The following is a 25,019-nucleotide window of genomic DNA, read 5'->3' on the forward strand; positions in this document are numbered from 1 at the left end:
GCCGAGCTTCTGGTGCACTTCCGTCGCACTTGTGTGCGGCTCCCGCTGGGCTCCGCCGGTCGGGGGGCCGTGGGGCCGTGGGGCGGAGGGGTGAAACGCCCTCGAACCGGTGGGGTCCAGGGCGCTTCACCGTAGGTGGGTGAGGGGGGTTGGTGCGGGTGGATCAGTTGTGGTTCGGGTCTTGTCGCGGCTGCTCGTCCGTGTCCGAGGTGTGAGGGTGATCGGATGTGCGTTCGGATTCGGAGTTGTGGGCGCTGCGTAGGGCCTCTGCCTGGAGGAGCGCGCGTAGGACCGTGTAGGGGTCTGCGGGCATGGGGGTCTCCTGTCCTGTGCTGGGGGTGGTCGTTGGGATGAGTGAGCTGGGGCTCTCTCAGCAGCGCAGGACCACGGAGCGCAGGGCGTGCAGGGCGTGCGAGGGCCGGGGCCAGGGTGGGGTGGGGGCGAAGGGGCGGCCGTGTGGGGTCGTCGGTGTGAGGAGGGGGGCCACGACCGGGGTGGCGCGCGGTGGGGCGACCGGGCGGTGGGTGTGGCGGGCCTGGGGGCGGGGGGCGTTCTCGAGGACGTCGTACTCGGTCGAGGGGAGTTCGCTCGAGAGCGTGGGTGGGAGGGAGGCGGCGGCGTGGGTGGCGGCGTGCGCGGTGGGGACGAGGAGCGCGATGGTCAGTGCGAGCACCCGCAGCCAGGTTCTGCGCCGGGCGTACCGCCTCGCTCGGGCACGGGGGGTGTCCGTGGGGCGGGAGCGGGCGACGGGGTGCACGGGGGATGTTTTCCCGAGGCGGAGGTCCGCGCACCGGCTGAGGTGGGGGATCCGCTCACTCGGCGTACGAGGGAGGGGGTACGAGGGAGAGGAAGGGTGCGGCGTTTCGCTTCTCGTCCCCGTCGTCTCCCGGCGGGCTTCCTCCGGGATGGGTTCCAGCTGTGGGCGGGCCGGCTCCGGGCGGTCTCCTCGGAACGGTCTCCTCGGAACGGTCTCCTCGGAACGGTCTCCTCGGGGCAGGGCTCTCGGGTCGGAGCCCGAGGACAAGGTGCTCGAGACGATCCCGGGTCGGGGGTTTCGGGGTGGGCCCGTAGAAGTCGAGGCCTCTGGGACGGACCGGTAGGGGAGTGCCGAGGGCCCTTGGGGCGGGGCTTCGGGCGGACCGGGAGGGCGGGGCTTTTGGGGTGGAGCCGCAGGGTGGGGCCTTCTGGGGGGACCGGGAGGGCGGGGCCCTTGGGGCGGAGCTCCGGCTCAAGGCCCTCTGGGCGGACCGGCAGGGCAGGGCCCTCGGGGTGGACCTCCGGTCAAGGCCCTCAGGACAGACCGCAGGTCGAGGCCCCGGGGCGGAGCCCAGGCAGCCTTTCCCCGGTGCGGGCCGCCGTGGAGTTCCGTCGGTTCGACGCTCTGCGGGGCGGCTGGAGGGGGCCGGGCCGGCCGGGCCCTCCTGGACCGGTCCCGGCAGGCTCTCTCCCGTCGCAGGCCACCTCCACACGGGGCCTGCCGGGCCGCCCAGCGGCCCGGCGTTACTTGCCGGAGGCCTTCGCCGCTTTGGCTGCTGCCTTCATCTCCTGCTTGTGGGCGCGGACCTTGGCCAGGGAGTCGGGTCCCTTGATGTCGGCGACGGAGCGGAAGGAGTCGGGGTCGCCGTAGGAGCCGGCGGCTTCGCGCCAGCCGGTGGGGTGGACGCCGAGTTGCTTGCCGAGGAGGGCCAGGAAGATCTGGGCCTTCTGGTGGCCGAAGCCGGGGAGGGATTCCAGGCGGGACAGGAGTTCCTTGCCGGTCTTCACGTCCTGCCAGACCGCGCTCGCGTCACCGTCGTAGTGCTCGACGAGGTACTGGCACAGCTGCTGGATCCGCTTCGCCATGGAGCCCGGATAACGGTGGACCGCCGGTTTGGTGGAGAGCAGCGCGGCGAAGGACTCCGGGTCGGTCGCCGCGATCTCGTGGGCGTCCAGGTCGGTCGCGCCGAGGCGTTGGGCGATGGTCCAGGGGCCCTTGAACGCCCACTCCATCGGTACTTGCTGATCCAGCAGCATGCCGACCAGCGCGGCGAGCGGACTGCGGCCGAGGAGGTCGTCCGCCTCCGGGTCCTGGGCGAGGTGAAGAGTGACGTTCATGCCCCGATGATCACCCGTCGACCGCCGAGCCGCAGCCCGGCCCCGGGTCACGGCATGGGGCCGGGTCACGGCACGGGGCCGGGGCCGTGCCGGTGCGGGTGGGGTGGTCGGGCGTCGTCACGGGCGCCAGTAGCCCAGAGCGTGCACGCGCTGCTTCGGCAGGCCCAGCTCCTTGCGGAAGTACGCCGCCAGGGCACGGGTCGTCGCCGTGTCGCAGGCGATCCAGACGTAGGGGTCCGGGGTGTCGGCGAGGAGCGCGGGGGCGTCGGCCCTCACCTGGGCGATCAGACGTGCGCCGGCGTCCTGGCGCGGGATCGGGTGGAAGTCGTGGCGGGAGGGATCGAGCCGGAGGGGGAGGCCGTCCGCGCCGGGGACGGGGGCCTCGGCTTGGTCCCGGGCCCCGGTGGGGTCTTGCGCGCCGACGTGGACCGGAGCCTCGGCGCCGTGCCCGGTCTTCATCGCCGACCCGGCCTCGTCCTCCACCCCGGGCCCGCTTCCCTGCCCGACCTGCACGGATGCCCCGACCGGTGCGGCCATCGACCCCGACGCCCCTGGCGACTCCGGGGCCCCCACCGACGCCGGGGCCCGCACCTCGGTCGCCGTCCCCGCTTTCGTGGGCGTCTCGAACCAGAGCGTCGCCGGGGTCGAGGGGAGGGCGGTCAAGAGGGAGTTGATCGCCGGGAGGGAGGCCGGGTCGCCGATGGCGAGGATGTGGGAGGGGGCCGGGTCGGGGTCGGTGAAGGCGGTGCCCTGGACCGTGGCCTCGATGGTGTCGCCCGGCTTCGCGGCGCGCGCCCAGTCGCCGGCGTGACCCGCGTGGAGGGCGAACTCCAGGCTGAAGGTGCCGGCCGCCGGGTCGGGGTCGACCAGTGTGTACGCCCGCTGGTGCGGCTTGCCGGCGGCGTCGAACCAGAGGCGGACCCACATCGTCGGGTGGACGCCGGTCACCGCGAGCATGCCGCCGTCGGTGAGGTGGATCCGGCGGTAGTGCTCGGTGACTTGTTCCGCACCGGTCACCGTGAAGACGAAGTCCTTCCCGCGGAGCAGTTTGAGGACCGCCCCCTCCCAACCGTGCCCCTGCCCCATGGCTTCTGCGCCCTTCACGTACGCTTTGATCACAGATTGCTTAGGTGAGGCTAACCTAAATCACAGGCGGGATACAGGGATGCGGGACATCGGCGGTGCGCAGGGGCATGCTCGGGGGAGTAATTCGAGCCAGGCGACGTACGGGATCTTTCGTGACACCTGGGGCATTCCGCACCTGCGCGCCGCCGACGCCCGTGCCCTCGCCCATGCCCAGGGTCGGGTGACCGCCCTCGACCGGGCCTGGCAGCTGGAGGTCGAACGCCACCGTGTCCAGGGCACCTCGGCCGCCTTCCTCGGCGTGGACTCCCTCGGCTGGGACCGGTTCGCGAGACGGGCTCGTCTGGAGGACACGGCCCGAAGATGCTTCGCCCGGCTGGAGAGCACGGACCCGGAGAGCGCCGACTGGGTCCGCGCGTATGTGGAGGGCGTCAACGACGGACTCGTCGAGGGCGGTCGGCGCGCGCCCGAGTTCGATCGCGTCGGGCTCGTGCCCGGGCGCTGGGAGGCCTGGCACCCGCTCGGGGTCTGGCTCGCCACGCACATCCTGTTCGCCGGGTTCCCCGCCAAGCTCTGGCGCGAGGAGGCCGTACGGCACCTCGGCCCGGACGCGATCGGGCTCTTCGCCACCGACGGACCCGCCACCTCCGGCAGCAACGGGTGGCTCATCGACGGGTCCCGGACGGCCACCGGACAGGCCGTCATCGCCGGCGATCCGCACCGGTTCATCGAGGAGCCCGGGGTCTACCAGCAGATCCACCTCTCGTGCCCCGAGTTCGACGTCGTCGGCCTCGCCGTTCCGGGTATGCCCGGCATCGCCCACTTCGGTCACACCGGCGACGTGGCCTGGGCCATCACCAACGCCATGGCCGACTACCAGGACCTGTACCGGGAGCGGCTGCGGCACCGGGACGGGGAGGGGGAGGGGGAGCGGGATGGGGGCCCAGGTGTCGTCGAGGCGCTCGACCCCGACGGGGTGTGGCGGGCCGCGCACAGGCATGTGGAGGTCATCGAGGTCGCGGGCGGGGATCCCGTCGAGGTGGAGGTGATCGAGACCGCTCGGGGTCCGGTCGTCATCGGGGGCCTGGATCCCGCGGCTGGGGAGACGTCTGTTCCCGGTCGTGCCGCCGGTGGAACCGACCCGGTCGGTCCCCTCAGCCTCCGGTATCCGCCCCGGGTCACCGAGGACCTCGGGATCGGGGCGCTGCTGCCCCTCCTCCGGGCCCGCGAAGTCGCCGACGTGGACCGGGCGTTCGACCGGTGGGCCGAGCCGGTGAACGTCGTCCAGGCCGCGGACACGCGGGGCGGGGTGCTGCATCGGGTGGCGGGCCGGGTTCCGGTGCGGAGCCGGGACAACCGGACGCGGGTCGTCGCGGCCTGGGAGCCTGGGCACGAGTGGGAGGGGTGGCACGAGACGCCGTACGGCACGTTCGAGGACGGGGCCGCGGTGATGGCCAACCAGCGTGGTCCGGCGGCCCCGTTGGGCGTCGAGTTCGCCCCGCCGCATCGAGCGGAACGCATCCGCGCGATGCTGGACGAGAAGCCGGTGTGGTCGGCCGCGGACATGCCCACGATCCACATGGACACCCATCTGGCCTCCGCCGGACCCCTGTTGGCCATCGTGGCCTCCGCCGCCCGCGCCGAAGCTCCCGTCGACCACGCGATCGCTCGTACGAACGGCGGCCAGGAAGAGGGGCCGGCCCTCACCCCGGCCGCGGTCGCGCTCCGCGAGCGGCTGCTGCGTTGGGATCGGCGGATGGCGGTCGACAGCGTCGACGCGGCGGAGTACGCGGCGTTGCGCGGGGCCGTCGTCCGGCGGCTCGCCGCGGAGCCCGCCTTCGCCGCGCTCGCCGTGCCGCCGATGTACCCCGAGGTCTTTCGCCCGTGGCTGTCGCTCACCGTGCGGATCGGGTTCGCCCTCGAACATCTGCTCAGGGCCGAGGAGTTGTACGGCATCGACCGTGTCGCCCTGGTGCGGGAGGCGCTGGAGGAAGTCGCCGGCCGAGACACGGGGCGCTGGGGCGACAGCCACAAGCTCGTGCCGTGGCGCGCGCTCCCGGACGACGGCCCGGATGGCGGCCAGGACGGCGGTGCGGACGACGGCACGGACGAGTGTCCCGGCGTCGGCACCGGCACGGGCGGTACCGGCGGTCGCCCGACCGTCGCCCCCGCCCCCGTCCCCGAGCCCGGGCTCGCCGGTGACCACGACTGCGTGCTCTGTACCTCCGCCGTCCCCGGCATCACCGACCTCAGCGCTCGCGGGCCCGCCGCCCGGTACGTCTGGGATCTGGCCCGGCGCGAGGACAGCCTCTGGGTGGTGCCGTTCGGGGCCTCCGGCGTCCGCGGTTCGGCCCACCACCGCGATCAACTGCCCCTGTGGCTCAGGGGGGATCTCGTACCGGTCGTCACCGACTGGGACCAGTTCACCAAGGACGACGACACCGATCCCAGCAGCGAGGAGAAGCGCCATGACCGTTGAGTCCCGGAAGCCCCGAGGGCAGCAGGACTTCCAAGGACACCATGACCTTCAGGGGGCGCAGGAGTCCTGTCCGCCGTACGCCGGTCGTGCGGCCGTTCATGAGCAGGTGGTGGACGGGTTCGGGACCGTGCGGATCGTGCCGCTGGACGCGAAGGCCGATGCCGGGGTGGTGCACGGCTGGGTCCGGGAGCCGAGGGCCGCGTTCTGGGGCATGAACGGGCTCACGGAGGAGCAGGTGCGGGAGATCTACGAGGGACTGGAGGCCTTCGACACGCACCACGCCTATCTCGCGGTGTGCGACGGCGAGCCCGTCGGGCTTCTGCAGACGTACGAGCCGGAGGCCGACCGGGTCGGTGAGTGCTACGACGTCGAGCCCGGAGACATCGGCGTCCATGTGCTGCTGGCGCCCGCCGGGGCCGGGGGAGCGCGGCCCGGGTGGTCGTCCATGGTGCTGGCGGCTTTCATGTCGTACGTGTTCGTCGGGCTGGACCGGCGGCGGGTCGTCGTGGATCCGGACGAGCGGAACGAGAGGGCGATCGCGCGGTTCACCCGCCAGGGGTTCGAGTCCGGGCCGGTCGTCGTACTGCCGGAGATCGATCTGCCGGAGGTGTATCTCCCCGAGAAGCGGGCCCGGTTGGCGTTTCTGCGGCGGGAGGCCGTGTTCGGTCAATAGTTCGGGTGGTGGGCGTAGCCTCGGGCGGATGACTCCCGAAGACCTCATAGCGCACTACGAGTTGGAGCCCATACCGCGCGAGGGCGGACGTTTCCGTCAGACGTGGGCCGGGCCCGAGCGGGGCGACGGGCGGCCCGAGGGGACCGCGATCGTCGCCCTGCTCACCACCGAACCCGGCGACTACTCCGCCCTGCACCGACTGCCCGGCGACGAGATCTGGCACTTCCACCTCGGCGATCCGCTCCGGATGCTGCTGCTCTCCCCGGACGGGTCCTCGCGGATCGTCGTCCTCGGGCCGGACGTGCTCGGCGGACAGCACGTGCAGTACGTCGTGCCCGCGGGGACCTGGATGGGTGCGCGGGTTCAGGGCGGGCGCCGTGGTGCCGGGGGCGGGGGTGAGGGCTGGACGTTGTTCGGGTGCACGATGGCGCCGGGGTTCACGTTCGAGGGGTACGAGCACGGGGACGCCGCGGAGCTGGCGCGGCTGTACCCGGACCGGGCAGCGGAGATAGGGGAGCTCGGGCGGGCGTAGGGACGGCGGCCGGGAGCCCGGCGGGGAGCCCGGGCGGGACGTGGCCGGGGCCGGAGCGGCCGGTAGGGACGGGGATCGTATTGAACGCGGCGTTCGTGGTGTGCGTACCTGTTCGAGGAGTCCGAGAGCCGGCGACCGTGGATCCGGAGCACTACGTGGACCGAGGCAGGTACAGCGACCCAGTCGACGACGGGATCGGGGGCTGGGACGAAGGCAGGGTTCGAACCCGGGACCGGGCCGCGACCCGCGGCGAGGACAGAGGCGCGAAGCGACATGACGGAACCGGCGGGGCCACCGGCGGACTCGGAGGTCGACCCGCAGGCCGCTTCGCGGTCCGCTGCGCAGGACGGGTCGGCGGGCGGGGACGAGGGGTTCAGCGCCTGGTGCTGTTGGGCGCCGTGCTGGTCCTGTTCCTCCTCGGCGGGGCGGGTACCGCGTCCGCGCACGCCGCTCTCAAGGGAAGCGATCCCGTCGACGGAAGCGTCCTCGACGCCGCTCCCCGGGACGTCACCCTCCGTTTCACCGAGTCGGTAAGCCTCCTGTCGGACTCCATCCGCGTCGTCGACCCGGAGAACCGGGCGGTCGACACGGGCAAGCCCGGGCGGGCGGACGGCCGGGCCGACACGGCTCGGATCACCCTCCCCACCGGCCTCGACGACGGCACGTACACGATCGCCTGGCGGGTGGTCTCGGCCGACAGCCACCCCATCTCGGGTGCCCTGATCTTCTCCATCGGCGAGCCCTCCGCGACCGCCGCGGTCCTCCCGGCCGACCTCGCCGAGGACCCCCTCACCGCCTCCCTCTACGACATCACCCGCTACTTCGCGTACGGCGCCCTCGCCCTGCTCATCGGCGTGACCTTCTTCCTGGCGGTCGTGCTCGGTGGGCCCAGCGAGGTGCTGCGCAAGCTGCTGCCGGCCGGCTGGCTGGCTCTGCTGCTGGCCTCGGCGGCCCTGTTGCTGCTCCGTGGACCGTACGAGCGGGGCAGCGGGATCGGGGCCGCCCTCGACCTCTCCGTCCTGCGCGACACCTTGGTCAGCCGGCCGGGACTCGCGCTGCTGGCCCGGCTGGGTCTGCTCGCGGGGGCGGCCCTCCTCCTCGTACGCGTACGCCGCCAGGGGTACCGGCAGCAGTGGGGGAAGGGCGCGCTCGTGTGCGGGGCGCTGCTCTCCGTCGGTCTCGCCGGGACCTGGGCGGCCGCCGAGCATGCCTCCGCCGGTATCCAGGTGCCGGTCGCGATGACCTCCTCCGTGCTGCACCTGCTGGCCATGGCCGTCTGGCTGGGCGGGCTGACCGCGCTGCTGACCGTCCTGTACCGGGAACCGAGGACCCTGACGGCCGCCGTGGTCGACCGGTTCTCCCGGCTCGCGTTCGCCTCGGTGGTCGTCCTCGTCGTCACCGGCGTCTACCAGTCGTGGCGCGGCCTCGGCTCCTGGTCCGCCTTCACCTCCACGGCGTACGGGGAGGTCCTGGTCGCCAAGCTGGTCGCGGTGCTGCTTCTGCTGGCGGCGGCGGCGTTCTCGCGGCGTTGGACGGGGCGGTTGGGGGCGGCGGAGACCACCGGGCGGGCCGCGGCCGGTGAGCCGACTGCCGAGGCCGGTGGACTGACTGACGCGGGCAGTGAGCTGACTGACGCGGGCAGTGAGCCGGTGGCCGAGGACAGCCAGTCGGTCGCCGAGGACAGTGAGGTGGTCGTCGACGGCAGGGAGCGGGGCGAGGGCGAGGTCCGCGAGCGGGCGGCCGCGGCGGTGTCGGCGGCTTTGGCGTCCTCGTCCTCGTCCTCGTCGGCTGTGGCGGTGACAGCGAGGGCGACGACCGAGCGGGTGGGAGCCGTCGAAGTCGACGCTTCCGACCGCACCGCCGACCGCACCGCCGACCGGCCCTCCGGGGACGCGGGCGATGAGAGTGACGGCGATGACGCTTCGAACACGTCGAACAACTCCCCCGGCGATCTGCCCCGCCAGGGACTCAGGCGTTCCGTGCTCGCGGAGTTCACCGTCGCGGTCGTCGTGCTGGTGATCACCACCGTGTTGACGGGCACCCTGCCGGGGCGCGCGGCGGCGGAGATCGCCGAGGAGAGCGCGGGCCAGGCGGCGGGCGGAGTCACGGCCTCCTCGTCGACGGTCCCCTTCGACGTCGGCACCCCGAACGGTCACGGCAAGGTCCAGATCGACCTCGGCCCGGGGCGGGTGGGCAAGAATTCCGTGCAGGCCGTGGTCTTCGGCCCCGACGACGGCATCGCCACCGTCCCGGAACTGCGGCTCACGTTCACCCTGGAGGCCCAGAAGATCGGCCCGATCGACGCGAAGCTCACCGATCGCGGCGGATACTGGGCCACTGACACCCTCCAACTCCCCCTGCCCGGCACGTGGACGATGAAGCTCACGGTCCGCACGACGGATATCGACCAGGTCACGGTGGAGAAGTCGGTACGGGTGAGCTAGGGCCCTAGGGCCCTACGCCGGGGATCACCTCGGGTCGAGTATCCGCCGCATCGTCTCCGCCGCCCTTACGGCCGCGTCGGCGCAGCAGTTGTTGAAGAGGACGTGCAACTCGTCGACCTGTTCGGCGGCCTCCCGCAACCGTGGTGCCCACGCGGCGAGTTCGGGCTCGGAGTACGCGTAGCGGAAGCGGTCCTCCTTGCTGCCGGTGCCCCAGACGGGGCTGCGGCCGTGGAACCGTACGACCGCGAGCTCCGGGGAGGTGACGGGGGCGAGCGGCGGCAGGGAGGACTCCAGGCCCTGGGCCATGTCGACCCCCACGGCGACGAAGCCGAGCCGGGCCAGTAACGCCGCCGTGCGGTCGGCCTGTTCGCCCCGCCACCACGCCGGGTGCCGGAACTCGACCGAGACGGGCCAGCCGGCCGTACGCGCCGCGCACTCCTCCAGCGTCTGCTCCGGCCCGTGCCCGTCCACCGCCCCCTCCGTCCGCCGTCCCGGCGCGAACCACGGGGGGAACTGGAACAGGACCGCACCCAGCCGGCCCGCCGCCCGCAACGGCTCGATGGCGTGGGCGAACCGGTCCCAGACCCGGTCCAGTACGGCGGCGGGAGCCCCGCGGCGCAGGTCGGCCCCGAGGGATTCGCGCAGGTCCGCGGGGAGGGCCGCCGGGCGGGTCGGGTGGCCGGTGAGAAGGGAGAACGCCTTGACGTCGAAGCGGAATTCGGGTGGTGTCCGCTCGGCCCACAGAAGGCTGTTGCGACGGCTGGGCAGGGCGTAGTAGCCGGAGTCCACCTCGACGACCGGGAATCGGTCGGCGTAGTAACGGAGTCGGGGCCCGGCGTCGCGGTGGCCGCGCGGGTACCAGCCGCTGGCCAGCAGCGCGCGGTCGGTCCAGGAGCAGGTTCCGACGAGTACATCACCCATGGGGTGCCGGTTACCCGGAATCGGGTCCTGACCACTCGCCGACCGGGGGGCACCTGCCGACGACCGCGGCCCACGCACCGGTCGGGGCCGGCACACCCGGCGCGGCCCGCGCACCGGCCGCGGCTACTCGCTCCGGTCGTGCAGCGGCGCGCCGCACAGGGACTTGGACGGGGTGCCGTCCACGCCGACCGGCGGGTCCCCGGCGACCATGACCCGGTGCATGATGCGCGGGAAGTCCAGATGGGCGGTGTCGTTGGGGGCGAGGTGGACGGTGGCGCGGTTGTCCCAGAGGGCCACCGACCCCGGCTCCCAGCGGAAGCGGACCGTGTACTCGGGGCGGGTGATCTGCTCGACGAACAGCTCAAGGAGGAGGCGGCTCTCCGCCCGGGTGACGTCGACGATGTTCTCGACGTAGTACGGGTTGACGTACAGGACCCGTTCGCCGGTCTCGGGGTGGACGCGGACGACCGGGTGGACGGAGGCGACCTGGTGGTCCTGGAGGTGGCGGAGGTAGGGGTCGGGCCCGGAACGCGCGAGGTAGCCGACGCCGAGCCGGTGCTCGGCGCGCAGCCCGTCGGCGAACCGGCGGACCGGCTCGGACAGGCCCGCGTAGGCGGTCGCGAGGTTGGCCCAGGTGGTGTCGCCGCCGTACGGCGGCACGCGTTCGGCGCGGAGCAGGGTCAGGGCGGGCGGGTCGATGCGCGCGGTGTGGTCGGCGTGCCAGCCCCGGAGGGTCGAGTGGCGGCGGCGCTCCAGCCACTCGGCCTGGTCCATGCCGTGCTTGCGGCCGAGTTCCTGACGGTCGGCCGTCGTCTCGATCTCGGGGTGTCCGGTGGGGGAGACCGAGCCCCGCGACCGTAGCCGGATCGGCTCGCCGAAGCGGCGTGCGAACGCGATCTGCGCGGCGTGGTCCAGCCGCTGCCCCTGGAAGAACACGACTTTCCAGCGGAGCAGCGCCGCCCGGATACCGGCGACCGTCTCGTCGTCGAGCGGGGCGGCGAGGTCGACGCCCTGGATCTCGGCGCCGATGTACCCGGAGGCCGGGCGGACGTCCAGGCCGCCGGTGGGTCCCGTCGAGGACCAGTTCGTGTCGATGCTCACGTGGCCCGGTCTTCCCACGGCACCGGCCGGGCATGCGGCCGGGGCGGGACCTGTCCTGATCCCTCATCGGAGTTCCGAGGGCCCGGACCCGGCCGTACCCGACCGGCCCGAAGGCCGCGTCGCCGCGTCCGCGAAGTGACGCCCCGCCCGGTGTCGTGGCGCCCCCGCCCCTCCCCGAGCTGCGAAAATGCCAACGCACTGTACGCGGCAGGAAGTTGACGTCATGACTGACAAGCTCACCGTAAGTGTCCTGGGTACCGGCATCATGGGGGCCGCGATGGCCCGCAACCTGGTCCGCGCCGGTCACACCGTACGGGTGTGGAACCGCACCCGCGCGAAGGCCGAGCCGCTCGCCGCCGACGGTGCCCAGGTCGCCGGAAGCCCGGCCGAGGCCGTGCGGGGTGCCGATGTGGTGCTCACGGTGCTGTACGACGGGGCCGCGGCCCGGGACGTGATGGGTGAGGCGGGGCCCGCGCTGAGCCCCGGCACGGCCTGGGTCCAGTCCACCACCGCCGGGGTGGAGGCCGTCGCCGAACTGGCCGCGCTGGCCGACGAACACGGGCTGGTCTTCTACGACGCCCCGGTCCTCGGCACACGGCAGCCCGCGGAGGCGGGGCAGTTGACGGTGCTGGCGGCGGGTCCGGTCGCCGGCCGTGGCACGGTGACGCCGGTGTTCGACGCCGTGGGCGCCCGTACGGTGTGGACCGGCGAGGACGGCGCGGCGGGCACCGCGACCCGGCTCAAGCTGGTGGCCAACAGCTGGGTGCTGGCCGCCACCAACGCGGCCGGAGAGGTCCTGGCCCTGTCCAAGGCCCTCGATGTCGACCCGCGGTCCTTCTTCGAGATCATCGAGGGCGGCCCGCTCGACATGGGCTATCTGCGGGCCAAGTCCGCGCTCATCCTCGACGGCCGCCTCTCCCCTGCCTCCTTCGCGGTCTCCACCGCCGCCAAGGACGCCCGCCTGATCGTCGAGGCCGGGCAGCGGTACGGCGTACGCCTGGACGTGGCCGCCGCCGGTGCCGACCGCCTCGCCCGCGCCGCCGCCCAGGGCCACGCCGACGAGGACATGGCCGCCGCGTACTTCGCGAGCTTCGAGGAGGGCGGCAGCGAGGAATAGGAAGAGGAAGTGGGAGGGAGAGGGAGAGGGAGAGGGGGTGAGGGGGTGGGTGGACGTGGGTGACGTGGCCGCTCCGGCCCCTCAGGCCCGATCGGCCGCGCTCTGCTCGTCCAACGCCTCGTGCGCTAGAGGCGCCGATCGGCTCGTCTCCGACGCAGCGCCTCCCTCTCCCGGGCCGGCCGGCATGGGCCCGCGCAGTCGGTCGGTCACCCACATCGCCACCGGCTCCGTCCACCGGGCGGTCAGCGGGCCGACGATCACCAGGATGAGGACGTACGCCGTGGCCAGCGGCCCGAGGGACGGTTCGATGCCTGCGGTGACGGCGAGGCCGGCGATGACGATGGAGAACTCGCCGCGTGCGACGAGCGTGCCGCCCGCCCGCCAGCGCCCCTTGGCGGAGACACCGGCCCGGCGCGCGGCCCAGTACCCGGTGGCGATCTTCGTCAGCGCGGTGACGAGGGCGAGGGCGAGCGCGGGCAGCAGCACCGGCGGAATGCTGGCGGGATCGGTGTGCAGCCCGAAGAAGACGAAGAACACGGCGGCGAACAGGTCCCGGAGCGGCGCCAGCAGACTGTGTGCCCCCTCGGCGACCTCGCCCGACAGCGCGATGCCCACCAGGAAGGCGCCGACCGCCGCCGACACCTGCAACTGCTGCGCGAGCCCGGCGACGAGCAGCGTCAGACCGAGCACGACCAGCAGCAGCTTCTCGGGGTCGTCGCTGGAGACGAAGCGGGAGATGTGCCGGCCGTAGCGCACGGCCACCAGCAGCACGAGCCCGGCCGTACCGAGCGCGACGGCCAGGGTGACGCTTCCGGCGGCGAGGCTCGTGCCGGCGAGCAGCGCGGTGAGGATCGGCAGGTAGACGGCCATCGAGAGGTCTTCGAGGACCAGGATGCTGAGGACGACGGGGGTTTCGCGGTTGCCGAGCCGTCCGAGGTCGCCGAGGACCTTGGCGATGACGCCGGAGGAGGAGATCCAGGTGACGCCGGCGAGGACGACGGCGGCGACGGGTCCCCAGCCGAGCAGCAGTGCCATGGCGGCGCCGGGCAGGGCGTTGAGGGCGGCGTCGACGAGTCCGGCGGGGTACTGGGTCCTGAGGTTGGAGACGAGATCGCTGGCGGTGTATTCCAGGCCGAGCATGAGCAGCAGCAGGATCACGCCGATCTCGGCGCCGATCGCCACGAACCCCTCACTCGTCCCGAGCGGCAGCAACCCGCCCTCCCCGAAGGCGAGTCCCGCCAGCAGATACAGCGGTATCGGCGACAACCGGAACCGCCCGGCGAACCGCCCCAGCAGTCCCAGTCCGAGGATGATCGCGCCGAACTCGATCAGAAAGACGGCGGAGGAGTGCGAGGTGGCCGACTCGGCGAGGAACCGTCCGACGGACTCCTCGGCCTGCCCTGCCGACCGAGCCGCGGTCTCCCCACCCCACTGGGCCGCCGCCTGAGCGGAGAAGTGCACGACCGCTCACTCCCGCCCGAGTATCGCGGCGGCGGTGTCCACACCCTCCCGGGTGCCGATCACGATGAGCGTGTCACCGCCGGCCAGCCGAAAGTCCGGAGTCGGGGACGGGATCGCCTCGGCCCGCCGCAGTACGGCCACGATCGACGCGCCCGTCTCGGTCCGCATCCGGGTGTCGCCCAGGACCCGTCCGTTCCAGTGAGACGTCGACGCCAGCTCGATCCGCTCCGCCACCAGCCCCAACTCCGTGGTGGACAACAGGTTCGGGCTGTGGTGGTCCGGCGCGAGCGCGTCGACGAGGGCGGTCGCCTCACCGGACGTGAGCCGAACCGACAGCGCGCACGCGTCCGGATCGTCCTGCCGGTACGCGCTCAACGTCCGCGCACCGTCCCGATGAGCGACCACCGAGATCCGCCGGTGTTCCCTGGTCGTGAGGTCGTACCGGACCCCGATTCCCGGCAACGGCGTACTACTGAGGCGTGGAGCACCCACGGCTGGCCCCCTGTCTGATTCGGCCATGTCATCGGACAACCGTCGGTGCCACCCTAACGAGAGTTCGAAAACCGGCGTCCGACCGCCAGGTCGGCCCTGCGATGGAACAATCCCCTTCAATCCCGGGACCGGCCCACCCCGGCATCGAGGGCTGACCGAAAGGAACCACCACCATGACTCCCACGGGTGTCCCCACGCCCCGCACAGCGGGCACCCCGACGGCACACGGAACGGCCTCCCGGACCAGCACCACCACCCACATGGCCATCACCACCAGCGCGACCGCCCACCCGAGAAGTGGGGCCTGCAGCCTCCACACCGCGCGGATACCCCTGCCGCCCGAAGCCGGAGGCCCCCACACCCAGGGAGCGCGCCCGTGATCCAGTGGGTGTCTCTGGGGAGCGGCCCGCGCCCCGTCCCGCAACCCGTGGCCACCCCCTTGGTGTGGGCGACGGCCTTCGGGGGCGCGATGGCGTTGGTGGCCGTCCTGAACGCACTGGTGGGCACGGACCGCCCCGGCCTGGCCCTGGCGGCCCTGTCCCTGCTCTCCGCACTGCTCGGAGTCCACGCCCGCTTCATCGCGGCGCCCGGCACGGCCGCCCTGTGCTGGCTGTTCCTCAACGGCTTCGCCATCCCACCCGCGGGTGTCCTGACCTGGGCCAACCCTCGCGACACCTTCTGGCTGGTCTGCCTCCTCACCGCCGCCCTCACCGGCACCACCCTGGCCCGCCTCCTCCAGGCCCGCGCCGCCTACCGCCGCCTCACCACGGCTCACTCCGACCCCACGCCGGAGCCGCCGGACTGGCCGCACACCCACTGACCACGACCACGTCCACGACCGCGTCCACGACCGCGTCCACGTCCACGGGCCCCGCGGTCGGGCGCAAGCGCCAACCCACCCCCCCCGCCGATCCTCGTACCCTGTCCCCGTGCCGTCGTCCTCCCGCCTGCATCGCGTCGCCGTCCTGGTGCTCGTGGGTGCGAAGCCGCTCGATGTCGGCATTCCCGCGCAGGTGTTCACGACGCGCGCGAGCATGCCGTACGAGGTGCGTGTGTGCGGGGCGACCCCCGGTCTCGTGACCGGCGGCGACGGCCTGTCGTACTACGTCGCCCACGGCCTGGACGCGCTCGCGTGGGCCGACATCGTCTTCATCCCCGGCTACCGGTTCCCCGACCGGGACGACCCGCCGCGGGCCGTCGTCGACGCGCTGATCGAGGCCCACGCCCGGGGCACGCGGCTCGCCGCCATCTCGACGGGCGCCTTCGCGCTCGCCGCCACGGGCCTGCTCGACGGCCGACGCGCCACGACGCACTGGCACTACGCACGGGCGCTCGCGGCGAAGCATCCGCTCGTCCGGGTCGACGAGAACGTCCTGTTCGTCGACGAGGGCAGCGTGCTGACGTCGGCGGGCGCCGCCTCGGGCATCGACCTGTGCCTGCACATCCTGCGCGGCGACCTCGGAGTGGCCGCGTCGAACCACGCGGCCCGGCGCCTGGTCGCGGCCCCGTATCGCAGCGGCGGCCAGGCACAGTACGTGCCGCGCAGTGTGCCCGAGCCGCTCGGCGAGCGGTTCGCCGCCACCCGCGAATGGGCGCTGCACCGGCTCGGCGAGCCCCTCACCCTTGAGGTTCTCGCCGGGCATGCGGCGGTCTCGCCGCGTACGTTCTCGCGGCGCTTCGTCGAGGACACGGGGTACACGCCGATGCAGTGGGTCATGCGCGCCCGCATCGACCTGGCCCGTGAGCTGCTGGAGCGTTCGCAGCGAAGCGTCGAGCAGATCGCCGCCGACGTCGGTCTGGGCACCGGCGCGAATCTGAGGACGCACTTCCAGCGCATCCTCGGCACCACGCCGAGCGAGTACCGGCGCACCTTCACCCGGGGCGAGTAGCCCGCCGCCCCGTGGCGCGATCCTTTTGAACCGTGGCGATCACGCCGCTGTCACGGCCGTGTGCCGCACGCGACGCTGGTGGCGAATCGAAGGGACACCACCACTCATGACTCGCATCGCGATCAACGGATTCGGCCGCATCGGACGCAACGTGCTCCGCGCTCTGCTCGAACGTGACGGCGACAGCGCCGGCGACCTCGACATCGTCGCCGTCAACGACCTCACGGAGCCCGCCACCCTCGCCCGGCTGCTGGCCTACGACAGCACGGCGGGCCGTCTCGGGCGTCCGGTGACCGTCGAGGGGAACACCCTCGTCGTCGACGGCCGTCGGATCACCGTGCTGGCCGAGCGCGAGCCCGAGCGACTGCCGTGGGCCGAACTCGGTGTCGACATCGTCCTGGAAGCCACCGGCCGCTTCACCTCCGCGAAGGCCGCCCGGGCGCACCTCGACGCGGGTGCGAAGAAGGTGCTCGTCAGCGCACCGTCGGACGGTGCCGACGTCACACTCGCGTTCGGGGTCAACAGCGACGCGTACGACCCCGACGTGCACACCATCGTCTCGAACGCCTCGTGCACGACCAACGCGCTCGCGCCGCTGGCCGCGGTGCTCGACGAACTCGCCGGCATCGAGCACGGCTTCATGACGACGGTGCACGCCTACACGCAGGAGCAGAACCTGCAGGACGGCCCGCACCGCGACGCCCGCCGCGCCCGCGCCGCCGCCGTCAACATCGTGCCGACCACGACGGGCGCCGCCAAGGCGATCGGGCTGGTCCTGCCGAACCTGGACGGCAAGCTGTCCGGCGACTCGATCCGGGTCCCCGTCCCGGTCGGCTCGATCGTCGAACTCAACACGACCGTCGCCCGCGACGTGACGCGCGACGAGGTGCTGGCGGCGTACCGCGCGGCGGCCGAGGGCCCGCTCGCCGGCGTCCTCGAGTACTCGGACGACCCGCTCGTGTCCGCCGACATCACGGGCAACCCGGCCTCGTCGATCTTCGACTCGGCCCTCACCCGTGTCGACGGCCGCCACATCAAGGTGGTCGCCTGGTACGACAACGAGTGGGGCTTCTCGAACCGAGTGATAGACACCCTCAACCTCCTCGCCACCCGCTGACGAGGGCGAGGACGGGCCGACCCCGGCCGTGCCCCGCCACGCACACCCGAAGGGCCCCACCGCGAACGGTGGGGCCCTTCGGCGTGCGACAGCGGCGGCGTCTCAGCGCCGGCATTCACCCGATCGGTTCGCACGGTCGTGCTTGTAGAACTTGAACACCGGCTGCCCGTTGCGGAGCACGTCGGACGTGCCGTCGTAGTAGTAGTTGCGGTCCACGATGTCTCGCTGGGTGCCGTAGATGCCCCACTTGTCGTGGCCCTTCTTCTCGGTCCCGTCGTACCAGTTGTACTCGTCGATCCAGAAGTGCGGGTTGACGCGCACCACGCGCTTGATGGGCGCCGCGGTGAGCCACGCGGTCCGGCCGGGCGGGACGTCTATGGTGACGGAACGGCCCCAGCCGACGGTCTTGGCGTAGGCCCACGAGTACGAGAACTCGGCACCGACGCCGACCCCGAACATCTTGCTGATGTTGGGGGTGACGCTGAGGCTGCCGTTCACCGTCTTCGTGGTGGTCGTCGTCGTGCTGTAGGCCTGGTCGACCCGCTCGCTGACGTTGCCGCCCTGCGCGCAGTTGGTCACCTCGTCGGAGTACGCCGTCTGTCTCCCCTCGTACGTTTAGGAGGACGACGCGGGGTAGTAGCAGTGGCCCTTGATCTCACGCCAGCCCGGGTTCATGGCGTAGCGGTTTCCCGCCTTGCTGCCGCCGATGTACCGCCAGACCGGCGTCTTCCCCACGCTTCCACGGCTTCTGTCGAGCAGCTGCTTGGTGTCGACGTTGTAGTACCAGAGGCTCTGGCCGCTCCGGTTGGAGCCGTTCTGGCACATGTTCGGGAGCAGCCAGTCGTGTGTGCCGTTGACGTCGGTCGACGCGGTCGCGGCCGGGGCGGAGGCGAGGGTCAGGCCGCTGATCGCCATACCGAAGGCGGCGCCTGTCAGGAGGCACTTCTTGATGGTGGGCATGATTCTTACGTCCTTGCGCGTTGGATGCGGGACCACACGTGTGCGGGCCGGGCGGTCGGTCGGTAGCCGTGGGACCGGCTGCGAGCAGTCTTTTGGCGGCGCGAGTTGATGCCCAACCCGGTCCGAGGGAGGAATCAACTCGTCCGAGACCCGGCGGCCCGGCCCGGCGGCCCCCGGAATCAGTGGCCGCACACCTCGCGGTACGGCGCGTCGGGTATGTACGTGTGCCATTGGGCGGGTGTCAGGTCGGCGTCGCCGGTGCGTGCGCAGATCCGGGTGACGGCCCGGGCGGGGTCGATGGTGTGGCGCTGGAGCGGGACGTGGGTGCCCGCCGCGTGGACGGTGGTGCTGTCGGGGCTGAAGGCGAGGGACGTGATGGCGTCGCCGGGAGTGGTCAGCGGGCCGCCGAGGGGCTGTCGGGTGGCGATGTCCCACAGCTGGAGCGTGCCGGCGTCGCCGCCGACGGCCAGGGTGCGTCCGTCGGGACTGATGGCGAGGGCGCCGACTGCCTCGGGCCCAGGCGGTGTTTCAGGTCGCCGTCCCACAGGGTGACCCGCCCGGTCTCGTCGCCCGCCGCGAGCCGGGAGCCGTCGGGGGCGAAGGCGAGGGCGCCGGTCTCGGCGCCCTGGACGAGGCTGTGGGCGATGGGGGCGGCGCCCCGCGCGGGCGAGGTCGAGAGCTCGGGGGACGTGCCGGAGGACAGGCGCACCGAGCGGTCGTCGGCGACGAGGAGCCGTCCGTCGGGGCGGACGGCCAGCCCGGGGCCGGCCGCGTCCGGGTACACGGCGGCCCGCCGGTGCCGTGCGGTGTCCCACACCTCGTCGCTCAGCCCGCCGATGCCGGAGGTGCGCGTGGCGTACAGGGTGCGGCCGCCGGGGCCCAGGGCGAGTGTGACGACCGCTCCGTCGGACCGCGGTGTCGTCAGGTCCAGTGTGGTGCGGGCGCGGCCGCGCGCCAGGTGCCAGAGGACGAACCGCTGGGGCGCGACGAGACGGCCGGGTGCGGAGACGCCGTAGGCGAAGGTGCCGCCGTCGGGGCTGAAGGCCATCAGCGCCGTGGTGTCCCGCGCGACGACCGGCTGCTCCGGGTCGCGCGACACGGGCAGGGGCACCGGCGGCGGCGTCCACAGCACCCGCCCGTCGCGTGTGTCGCGCAGGTGGAAGCGGTAGCCGGTGTCCCCTGTCCGTTCGGCGGTGGCGAGCATGCGGCCGTCCGGGCTGAGCAGCACCGCGTCCAGGGGGCGCTCGCGCCACGCGGAGCTGACGGCGCCCGCGAGGTCCAGCGTGTGGACGGTGCCGCCTTCGAGGTAGCGCAGCAGCGGCCGGTCGGGGTCCCAGGCGAGGCCGCCGTAGAGGTGTTCGTTGTGCAGAGGGTGGCGGAACACCGGGGCGGGGTCGTCCGGCGTGGACGAGGTGAGGCGCCACGCCCTGATCTCGCCGTCGTCGGCGGTCGCCAGGAGCGTCCCGTCCTCGCTGAAGGCGAGACTGTGCACGCCGGGGTCCGGGAGGTCGGCGATCAGGCGCCCGGACGCGGCGTCCCAGACGTGGACGCCGTTGGGGGAGGCCACGGCGAACCGGTCGGCGCCGTCGCCCGGACCGCCGAACACCAGCGTCGCGTAGTCGTCGCAGAGGGCGCCCGCGTCCTCCCAGGCGCCGGGCAGGGTGCGGTGGCGGGCGGTGTCCCACACCTGCGGTGCGCGGTCGGCGGGACAGACGGCCGTCAGGCGGCCGTCGGTGCTCGGCGCGACGTTCGCGAGGCCGGTCACCCGGGTCTCGAACAGCGGTGTGCCGTCGGCGGCCGAGTACAGCCGCACCAGGTCGTCCTCCGGGCCGCTCACCGCGTAGCTGCGGCCGTCGGTGCCGAAGTCCACGGTGGCGTCGACCGGCAGGGCCGGCCCGGTCCACCGCCCGGCGGAGCTGTCCCACAGCCGTACGCCGTCGTCCCCGGCGATCGTGAGCAGCCGTCCGTCGGGGCCGGCTCCGACGAGCGTTCCGTCGGGCATCCGGTCCGATGCGAGCGGGCGGTGCGTGCTCACGTCCCAGGCGTGCCAGGTGTCGCCGCCCGCGCTGAGCAGCGTGCGGCCGGAGCGGGTGAGGAAGCGGGCCGGGGCGCTGTCGGGGGTCGGGTCGGTGAAGGCGTCCGTCTCGGGCTGGGCGAGGGCGCCGAGCAGGGCGCGGCGGGTCTCCGGCGACTCGGCGACGCGCCAGGCGGCGACGCCGAGCAGCTGGGCGGTGCGCGGGTCGGTGGTGCGCAGGGATTCGGCGACCTCCGCGACACGCCGGGCCGCCGCGTCGGTACGGCGCCGCTGGTTGTCGTGGTGCTCCGCCCAGGCGGCCAGGCCGGCCACCAGGGCGACGGCCAGGACGGCGGAGAGGGAGGCCAGCAGGGCCCGGGAGCGCCGCGCGGCGCGGGCGGCGGCGCGGAGTTCCGCCTCGCGGCCGTCCAGTCCGGCGGTGAGGAAGGCCCGCTCCGTCGTCGTGAGCATGCTGTCGTCGTCCCCGAACAGCTCCTCCGCGCGCGCCAGCCGGGTGCCCCGGTACAGGGCGCCGGGGTCGCGGTCGTGCTCCAGCCAGGCGCGGGTGGCCTCGGCGAGGCGGCGGTGGTGGCGCAGCCGCTCGCGGTCCTCCTCGATCCAGCCGTGCAGCCGCGGCCAGCAGGTGATCAGCGCCTCGTGGGCGAGCTGGACGCCGTCCTCGTCGGCGGTCAGCAGCCGGGCGCGGGTCAACCGGTCCACGACCACCGGTACGTCGGACGCGGCCCACTCCGCCATGTCGGCCCGGGTGAGCGGGCGCCGGGTGTCGGGGGTGCCCTGGCCCGGCTCGACCATCCGCAGCAGCAGGTGCCGGGCGGTGCGGGCCTGCTCCGGTGACAGCTGCCCGTACACCGCCTCCGCGGTCGCCGCGATCGCGCCGCGCACCCCGCCCGCCGCCTGGTACCCGGCGAGGGTGAGCATCCGGCCCCGGCGCCGCCGCCATGTCTCCAGCAGGGCGTGCGAGAGCATCGGCAGACCGCCGGGCTCGTCGAGCACCTCCTCGACGAGCCGCGCGGTCAGCTCCCGCTCGACGAGGAGGCCGACCGCCTGGGCGGGCTTGACGACCGCCTCACGCAGTTCCTCCGCCCTCATCGGACCGACCAGCAGGGACACGCGGCTCAGGGAGTCCGCCAGCTCCCGGTGCTCGGCGCAGCGGGCGTAGAAGTCGGCGCGAACGGCGATCACCACGCGCACCCGGCTGCCCGGGTCCCGGGCGGCGAGCAGCAGGTCGATGAACCGGCCGCGCTCCTCCCGGTCCCGGCAGAGGGTGAAGACCTCCTCGAACTGGTCCACCACCACCCAGCTGTCCGGCTCGTCCCCGGCCGGGGCGAGCAGATGGCCGTACGTGGTGGCGGGCCGTGGGCCCGGGGTGAGGATGCGCAGCACCGCCGGGCCGCCCTGCTCCGCGATCTTCTCCCGTATCCGGGGTATCAGCCCGGCCCGCAGCAGCGAGGACTTGCCGCTGCCGGACGGCCCGAACACGACCGCGAACCGGTGGCCGCACACCAGCTCCCGCAACTCCTCCGCCAGCTGGTCCCGGCCGAAGAACAGGTCGCGGTCGTCCGGCTCGAAACGGGACAGCCCCCGGTACGGCGGCGCCGTGTCCCCGGCGTCGTCGAGCGCCTCCCCGCGGCCTCGGTCTCGGCCCGCTTCCAGCGGGGTTCCCACTCGCCCGGGTCGCCCCCGCAGGCGCGCGCATACCCCTGGACCACGGCGAGCGACGGCAGCCGTGTCCCGGACGCGGCCCTGGACAACGCCGCCGCCGAGAACCCCGCCGCGTCGGCCATGGTCCGGTACGAGGGGCTGCCCGCGGCCCGGCGCAGCTCCCGCAGCTCATGGGCGAGGCGTGGCACGGGGCCGGCCGCGGGATCCAGCGGTCTCTCGGGACGCGCCACGGTTCGCCTCGCTTCCGTCCGGATGCCGCAGAGCGGTGAAAAGGCATTCGTAAGGCGGCTAAACATATTCTCCTGGCGCTCCGGAGTCACCGGTTTCCATCGGGATGTGGCATTGATGACAGCCGCGCAGCCGGCCCGCGAATCAACCCGGCGGTGTCGCGCGCAATTGATTCCCCTGCTGGGAGGGGGTGAGCAACAACGTGTGCGCTGTCAGCCTCGGTCACGTCAGCCCGGGCCCCCGGCCCCCGGACCTGGCCCCGACAGCCTCCGGCCGCCTGACATCAGGCACACCGAGTCATCTGGAGAACAGCGCATGACCGCCACCGACATCACGGCGCTCCCCGAACAGGGGGTGCCTCAGCCACCGCCTCCACCCCGGCGCCGCGCCCGCGAGGCCACCGTCGTATGGATCGTGACCACGATCGTGCTGTCGATCTTCGCCACCTTGCTCGGCCCGCTGGGCGGGCTGCAGAGCGCGAGCGCCGCAGCCGGCCAGACGCCGATCTTCAGGCTGGACGGCGCCACCGCCACGCGCGCCAACTACCGCGCCTTCCTCGATCGATTCCGCGACAACGTGGCGTATCACGGGCAGGTGAACGGCAGGCGCCTGACCGATGAGGTCCAGGGCACGAGACTCACCGTCGAGCACACCAACCCCGCGGCTTCGGGTTTCACCGAAGCCGTCATCATCACCGAGGACAGCCACGAGGTGCGCCTCCGTTTCCGGGTGAGCGACATGTACCTCGTGGGCTGGTTCGATCGCGACGGCCGCTACAACTACGTCGGTCCCGAGAACGAATCGCAGGTCCCGGCGGAACCTCGCCTCGGCCCTGACGGACGGCCGCTCGTAGCTCGGCAGCTGCACGGGTCGCCGAGCTACGTCAACCTGCAGACCCAGGGGAACGTGTCCCGCTACACCCTGAAGTACGGGCGGGTGGAGACCGAGAACCACGCCATGAGCCTGTGGAACGCCGACGGTACCGAGGCCAGTCGACAGCGCGGGGCCGCGGCGGCGCTGTACTTCGCCCAGTTCATCTCCGAGGCCACCCGTCTCCGTGACACCGGCGAATGGCTCGCAGAGCGAGCGTTCGGCGAGGACGACTGGGAGTCGTACAACATGCACACGACCATCGACCGCCGCCTCGTCGACATGCAGAACGAGTGGGGCACGATCAGCAATCACTTCGCCGCCGCCCAGGCCAACCCGGACGGCTTCGACCCCTCCGAGAACCTCCTGACCGTATGGACCGTGAATTCCCGAGGGGATCTGGTCGAGCAGACGCTTCGCTGGGCGTACCAGTTCGCGAGCGTGTTGTACGTCGCCAACGGCTACGCCGGCTACAGCAAGCCCAGGAGGCAGCTCACCACGGACCGCACGTTTGTCGTGGCGCGCGACGGCTCCGGTGACTACAGGACGATCCAGTCCGCGATCAACGCCGTCCCCGCGGACGGGGTCGCCCACACCATCGTCATCGACAAGGGCATCTACCGCGAGGCCATCACCGTCCCGAGCAACAAGACCCACCTGACCATCAAAGGCGCCCCGGGGGTCTCTTCCTGGGATGTGTACATCTACAACGACAGGGCCCATGGGACGCGCCGGCCCGACGGCAGCCTGTACGGCACCGAGGGCAGTGCCACGGCCACCTTCAAGGCACGCGACCTGACCGTCCAGGACCTCACGATCGCCAACACGTTCAATGCCAAGGCACACCCGGAGATCGGCCCGTTCGAGACCCAGGCCGTCGCGGTGGCCGCCAAAGGTGACCGGCAGGTGTTCGACAACGTCACGATCAAGGGCCGCCAGGACACCCTGTTGGTCAAGGGGAACGCACCCACGGACCAGGCCCGGCAGTACTTCTACAACTGCTACATCACGGGCACGGTGGACTTCATCTTCGGCAACGCCACCGCGGTGATCGACCGGTCCGAGATCAAGGTGGACGACTGGCCCGGCGGCACGTTGCTTGCGCCGAACACCGACCGCAGGAAGAAGTACGGGATCCTCATCACCGGCAGCCAGGTGGGTTCCAGTGGTGTGCCGAACGATTCGTACTACCTCGGCCGGCCGTGGCACAACTCGCCGGACGCCTGGCCCCAGGCGGTGGTCCGTGACACCCGTCTGGACTACATGATCAAGGAAACGCAGCCCTGGACCGACATGATGCCCGACTACCACTGGCAGCAGGCCCGGTTCCGGGAGTACAACAACAGAGATAAGGGAGCCGGCATCGGACCGAACGCACCGAAGCTGACCGACGCCGAGGCCGCGGACTACACCGCACAGAAGTACCTGGCGGGCACCGACGGCTGGAACCCGGTCCGCTGACCGCGGCCGAGACGACAGGCACACGGCCCACCGGCGGCACCCCCGCCCCGGAGGCGAGGTGAACCACGGCGGGCCGGGACAGCACGAGTGTCCCGGCCCGCCGTAGGGCTCCCGCCGTCTGTCAGCCGGTGGGCCACGCCGTTCACGCGGAACGCGCCCGACGTCGTTCAGCCCGACGGTCTCGCCGCATAGAGCCAGTCGAGACCGTCGTGTCCGACGGCATCGAGGTGCTCCGTACGCCTCGACCAGCGTCATCGGGGACGTCACCACCTCGGTTTCCCCTCGCGCCGCGAGGTCGAGCCAGGCGATCGTCTTCCTGCCGCCGCGTACCGCAAGGGACAGGGCCGTGTTCCTCCTGCAGCCAGTCGACCAGCTCCAGCAGCCGGTCCCGGTCCCGGTC

Annotated in this window: 20 protein-coding genes and 1 pseudogene; 9 read left to right on the forward strand and 12 right to left on the reverse strand. The window is 72.6% G+C overall.

Annotated features, from left to right (window positions below):
- Nucleotides 1-370: 370 nt before the first annotated feature.
- From K1J60_RS22590 to K1J60_RS22600, 3 genes are all read right to left on the reverse strand, one after another.
- Nucleotides 371-757: a hypothetical protein gene (locus tag K1J60_RS22590; protein WP_220647777.1), complete on the reverse strand. Its 387-nt coding sequence runs from the start codon at nt 755-757 to the stop codon at nt 371-373.
- Nucleotides 758-1,500: 743 nt separating this feature from the next.
- Nucleotides 1,501-2,094: an HhH-GPD-type base excision DNA repair protein gene (locus K1J60_RS22595; protein WP_220647778.1), complete on the reverse strand. Its 594-nt coding sequence runs from the start codon at nt 2,092-2,094 to the stop codon at nt 1,501-1,503.
- Between the two features lie 117 nt (nt 2,095-2,211).
- Nucleotides 2,212-3,198, reverse strand: coding sequence for a siderophore-interacting protein (locus tag K1J60_RS22600; RefSeq protein ID WP_259407860.1), 987 nt, complete (start codon nt 3,196-3,198; stop codon nt 2,212-2,214).
- A 61-nt stretch (nt 3,199-3,259) separates the two neighbouring features.
- On the opposite strand from K1J60_RS22600, the gene K1J60_RS22605 reads away from it, so the two are divergent.
- From K1J60_RS22605 to K1J60_RS22620, 4 genes are all read left to right on the forward strand, one after another.
- Entirely contained in the window at nt 3,260-5,656 is a 2,397-nt protein-coding gene (locus tag K1J60_RS22605; RefSeq protein WP_220647779.1) for a penicillin acylase family protein, read from the forward strand.
- Nucleotides 5,646-6,329: a GNAT family N-acetyltransferase gene (locus K1J60_RS22610; protein ID WP_220647780.1), complete on the forward strand. Its 684-nt coding sequence runs from the start codon at nt 5,646-5,648 to the stop codon at nt 6,327-6,329. Before K1J60_RS22605 ends, K1J60_RS22610 begins: the two co-directional genes overlap by 11 nt.
- 28 nt (nt 6,330-6,357) lie before the next feature.
- Entirely contained in the window at nt 6,358-6,861 is a 504-nt protein-coding gene (locus K1J60_RS22615) for a cupin domain-containing protein (RefSeq protein ID WP_220647781.1), read from the forward strand.
- Nucleotides 6,862-7,244: 383 nt separating this feature from the next.
- Nucleotides 7,245-9,305 carry a copper resistance CopC/CopD family protein gene (locus tag K1J60_RS22620; RefSeq protein ID WP_259407861.1) on the forward strand — a complete coding sequence of 687 codons (2,061 nt, stop codon included), beginning with the start codon at nt 7,245-7,247 and terminating at the stop codon, nt 9,303-9,305.
- Nucleotides 9,306-9,329: 24 nt separating this feature from the next.
- Here the strand turns inward: K1J60_RS22620 and K1J60_RS22625 are convergent, their stop codons facing one another.
- Both K1J60_RS22625 and K1J60_RS22630 read right to left on the reverse strand, forming a co-directional pair.
- Nucleotides 9,330-10,226, reverse strand: a complete 897-nt coding sequence (locus K1J60_RS22625) for a DUF72 domain-containing protein (protein WP_220647783.1) — start codon at nt 10,224-10,226, stop codon at nt 9,330-9,332.
- 123 nt (nt 10,227-10,349) lie between these two features.
- Nucleotides 10,350-11,327 (reverse strand): TauD/TfdA dioxygenase family protein, encoded by a 978-nt coding sequence (locus K1J60_RS22630; protein ID WP_220647784.1) that lies wholly within the window; start codon nt 11,325-11,327, stop codon nt 10,350-10,352.
- A 223-nt stretch (nt 11,328-11,550) separates the two neighbouring features.
- On the opposite strand from K1J60_RS22630, the gene K1J60_RS22635 reads away from it, so the two are divergent.
- Complete coding sequence (locus tag K1J60_RS22635; RefSeq protein WP_220647785.1) at nt 11,551-12,444, forward strand: NAD(P)-dependent oxidoreductase; 894 nt, start codon at nt 11,551-11,553, stop codon at nt 12,442-12,444.
- A gap of 81 nt (nt 12,445-12,525) precedes the next feature.
- Here the strand turns inward: K1J60_RS22635 and K1J60_RS22640 are convergent, their stop codons facing one another.
- Together K1J60_RS22640 and K1J60_RS22645 are read right to left on the reverse strand one after the other, a co-directional pair.
- The gene (locus K1J60_RS22640; protein WP_220651632.1) at nt 12,526-13,776 is read right to left on the reverse strand and encodes a cation:proton antiporter; all 1,251 of its coding nucleotides are present in this window, start codon (nt 13,774-13,776) and stop codon (nt 12,526-12,528) included.
- A gap of 135 nt (nt 13,777-13,911) precedes the next feature.
- On the reverse strand, nt 13,912-14,424 hold the full coding sequence (locus K1J60_RS22645) for a cation:proton antiporter regulatory subunit (protein WP_220647786.1): 513 nt from the start codon (nt 14,422-14,424) through the stop codon (nt 13,912-13,914).
- Between the two features lie 349 nt (nt 14,425-14,773).
- Between K1J60_RS22645 and K1J60_RS22650 the strand changes: the two genes are divergently transcribed.
- The 3 genes from K1J60_RS22650 to gap all read left to right on the forward strand — a co-directional run bounded on the left by K1J60_RS22650 (nt 14,774) and on the right by gap (nt 17,403).
- Nucleotides 14,774-15,217 carry a hypothetical protein gene (locus K1J60_RS22650; protein ID WP_220647787.1) on the forward strand — a complete coding sequence of 148 codons (444 nt, stop codon included), beginning with the start codon at nt 14,774-14,776 and terminating at the stop codon, nt 15,215-15,217.
- A gap of 109 nt (nt 15,218-15,326) precedes the next feature.
- Nucleotides 15,327-16,286, forward strand: coding sequence for a GlxA family transcriptional regulator (locus tag K1J60_RS22655; protein WP_033526693.1), 960 nt, complete (start codon nt 15,327-15,329; stop codon nt 16,284-16,286).
- 106 nt (nt 16,287-16,392) lie between these two features.
- Entirely contained in the window at nt 16,393-17,403 is a 1,011-nt protein-coding gene (gap, locus tag K1J60_RS22660) for a type I glyceraldehyde-3-phosphate dehydrogenase (RefSeq protein WP_220647788.1), read from the forward strand.
- 102 nt (nt 17,404-17,505) lie between these two features.
- Here gap and K1J60_RS22665 read toward each other — a convergent pair whose 3' ends face one another.
- The 5 genes and pseudogenes from K1J60_RS22665 to K1J60_RS47415 all read right to left on the reverse strand — a co-directional run.
- Nucleotides 17,506-17,982 carry a hypothetical protein gene (locus tag K1J60_RS22665; RefSeq protein WP_220647789.1) on the reverse strand — a complete coding sequence of 159 codons (477 nt, stop codon included), beginning with the start codon at nt 17,980-17,982 and terminating at the stop codon, nt 17,506-17,508.
- Between the two features lie 36 nt (nt 17,983-18,018).
- Entirely contained in the window at nt 18,019-18,363 is a 345-nt protein-coding gene (locus tag K1J60_RS22670; protein ID WP_220647790.1) for a hypothetical protein, read from the reverse strand.
- A gap of 179 nt (nt 18,364-18,542) precedes the next feature.
- Nucleotides 18,543-18,854, reverse strand: coding sequence for a WD40 repeat domain-containing protein (locus tag K1J60_RS47410; RefSeq protein ID WP_450167268.1), 312 nt, complete (start codon nt 18,852-18,854; stop codon nt 18,543-18,545).
- Nucleotides 18,758-22,063: an nSTAND1 domain-containing NTPase gene (locus tag K1J60_RS47190; RefSeq protein ID WP_450166296.1), complete on the reverse strand. Its 3,306-nt coding sequence runs from the start codon at nt 22,061-22,063 to the stop codon at nt 18,758-18,760. The genes K1J60_RS47410 and K1J60_RS47190 overlap by 97 nt, the downstream gene beginning before the upstream one ends.
- Before the next feature lie 53 nt (nt 22,064-22,116).
- Nucleotides 22,117-22,356, reverse strand: a pseudogene (locus K1J60_RS47415) (hypothetical protein); the annotation flags it as partial.
- 247 nt (nt 22,357-22,603) lie between these two features.
- On the opposite strand from K1J60_RS47415, the gene K1J60_RS22680 reads away from it, so the two are divergent.
- Nucleotides 22,604-24,619 carry a pectinesterase family protein gene (locus tag K1J60_RS22680; protein ID WP_220647791.1) on the forward strand — a complete coding sequence of 672 codons (2,016 nt, stop codon included), beginning with the start codon at nt 22,604-22,606 and terminating at the stop codon, nt 24,617-24,619.
- Nucleotides 24,620-25,019 lie beyond the last annotated feature (400 nt).

The sequence above is a fragment of the Streptomyces akebiae genome (genome assembly GCF_019599145.1).
Classification (GTDB): domain Bacteria; phylum Actinomycetota; class Actinomycetes; order Streptomycetales; family Streptomycetaceae; genus Streptomyces; species Streptomyces akebiae.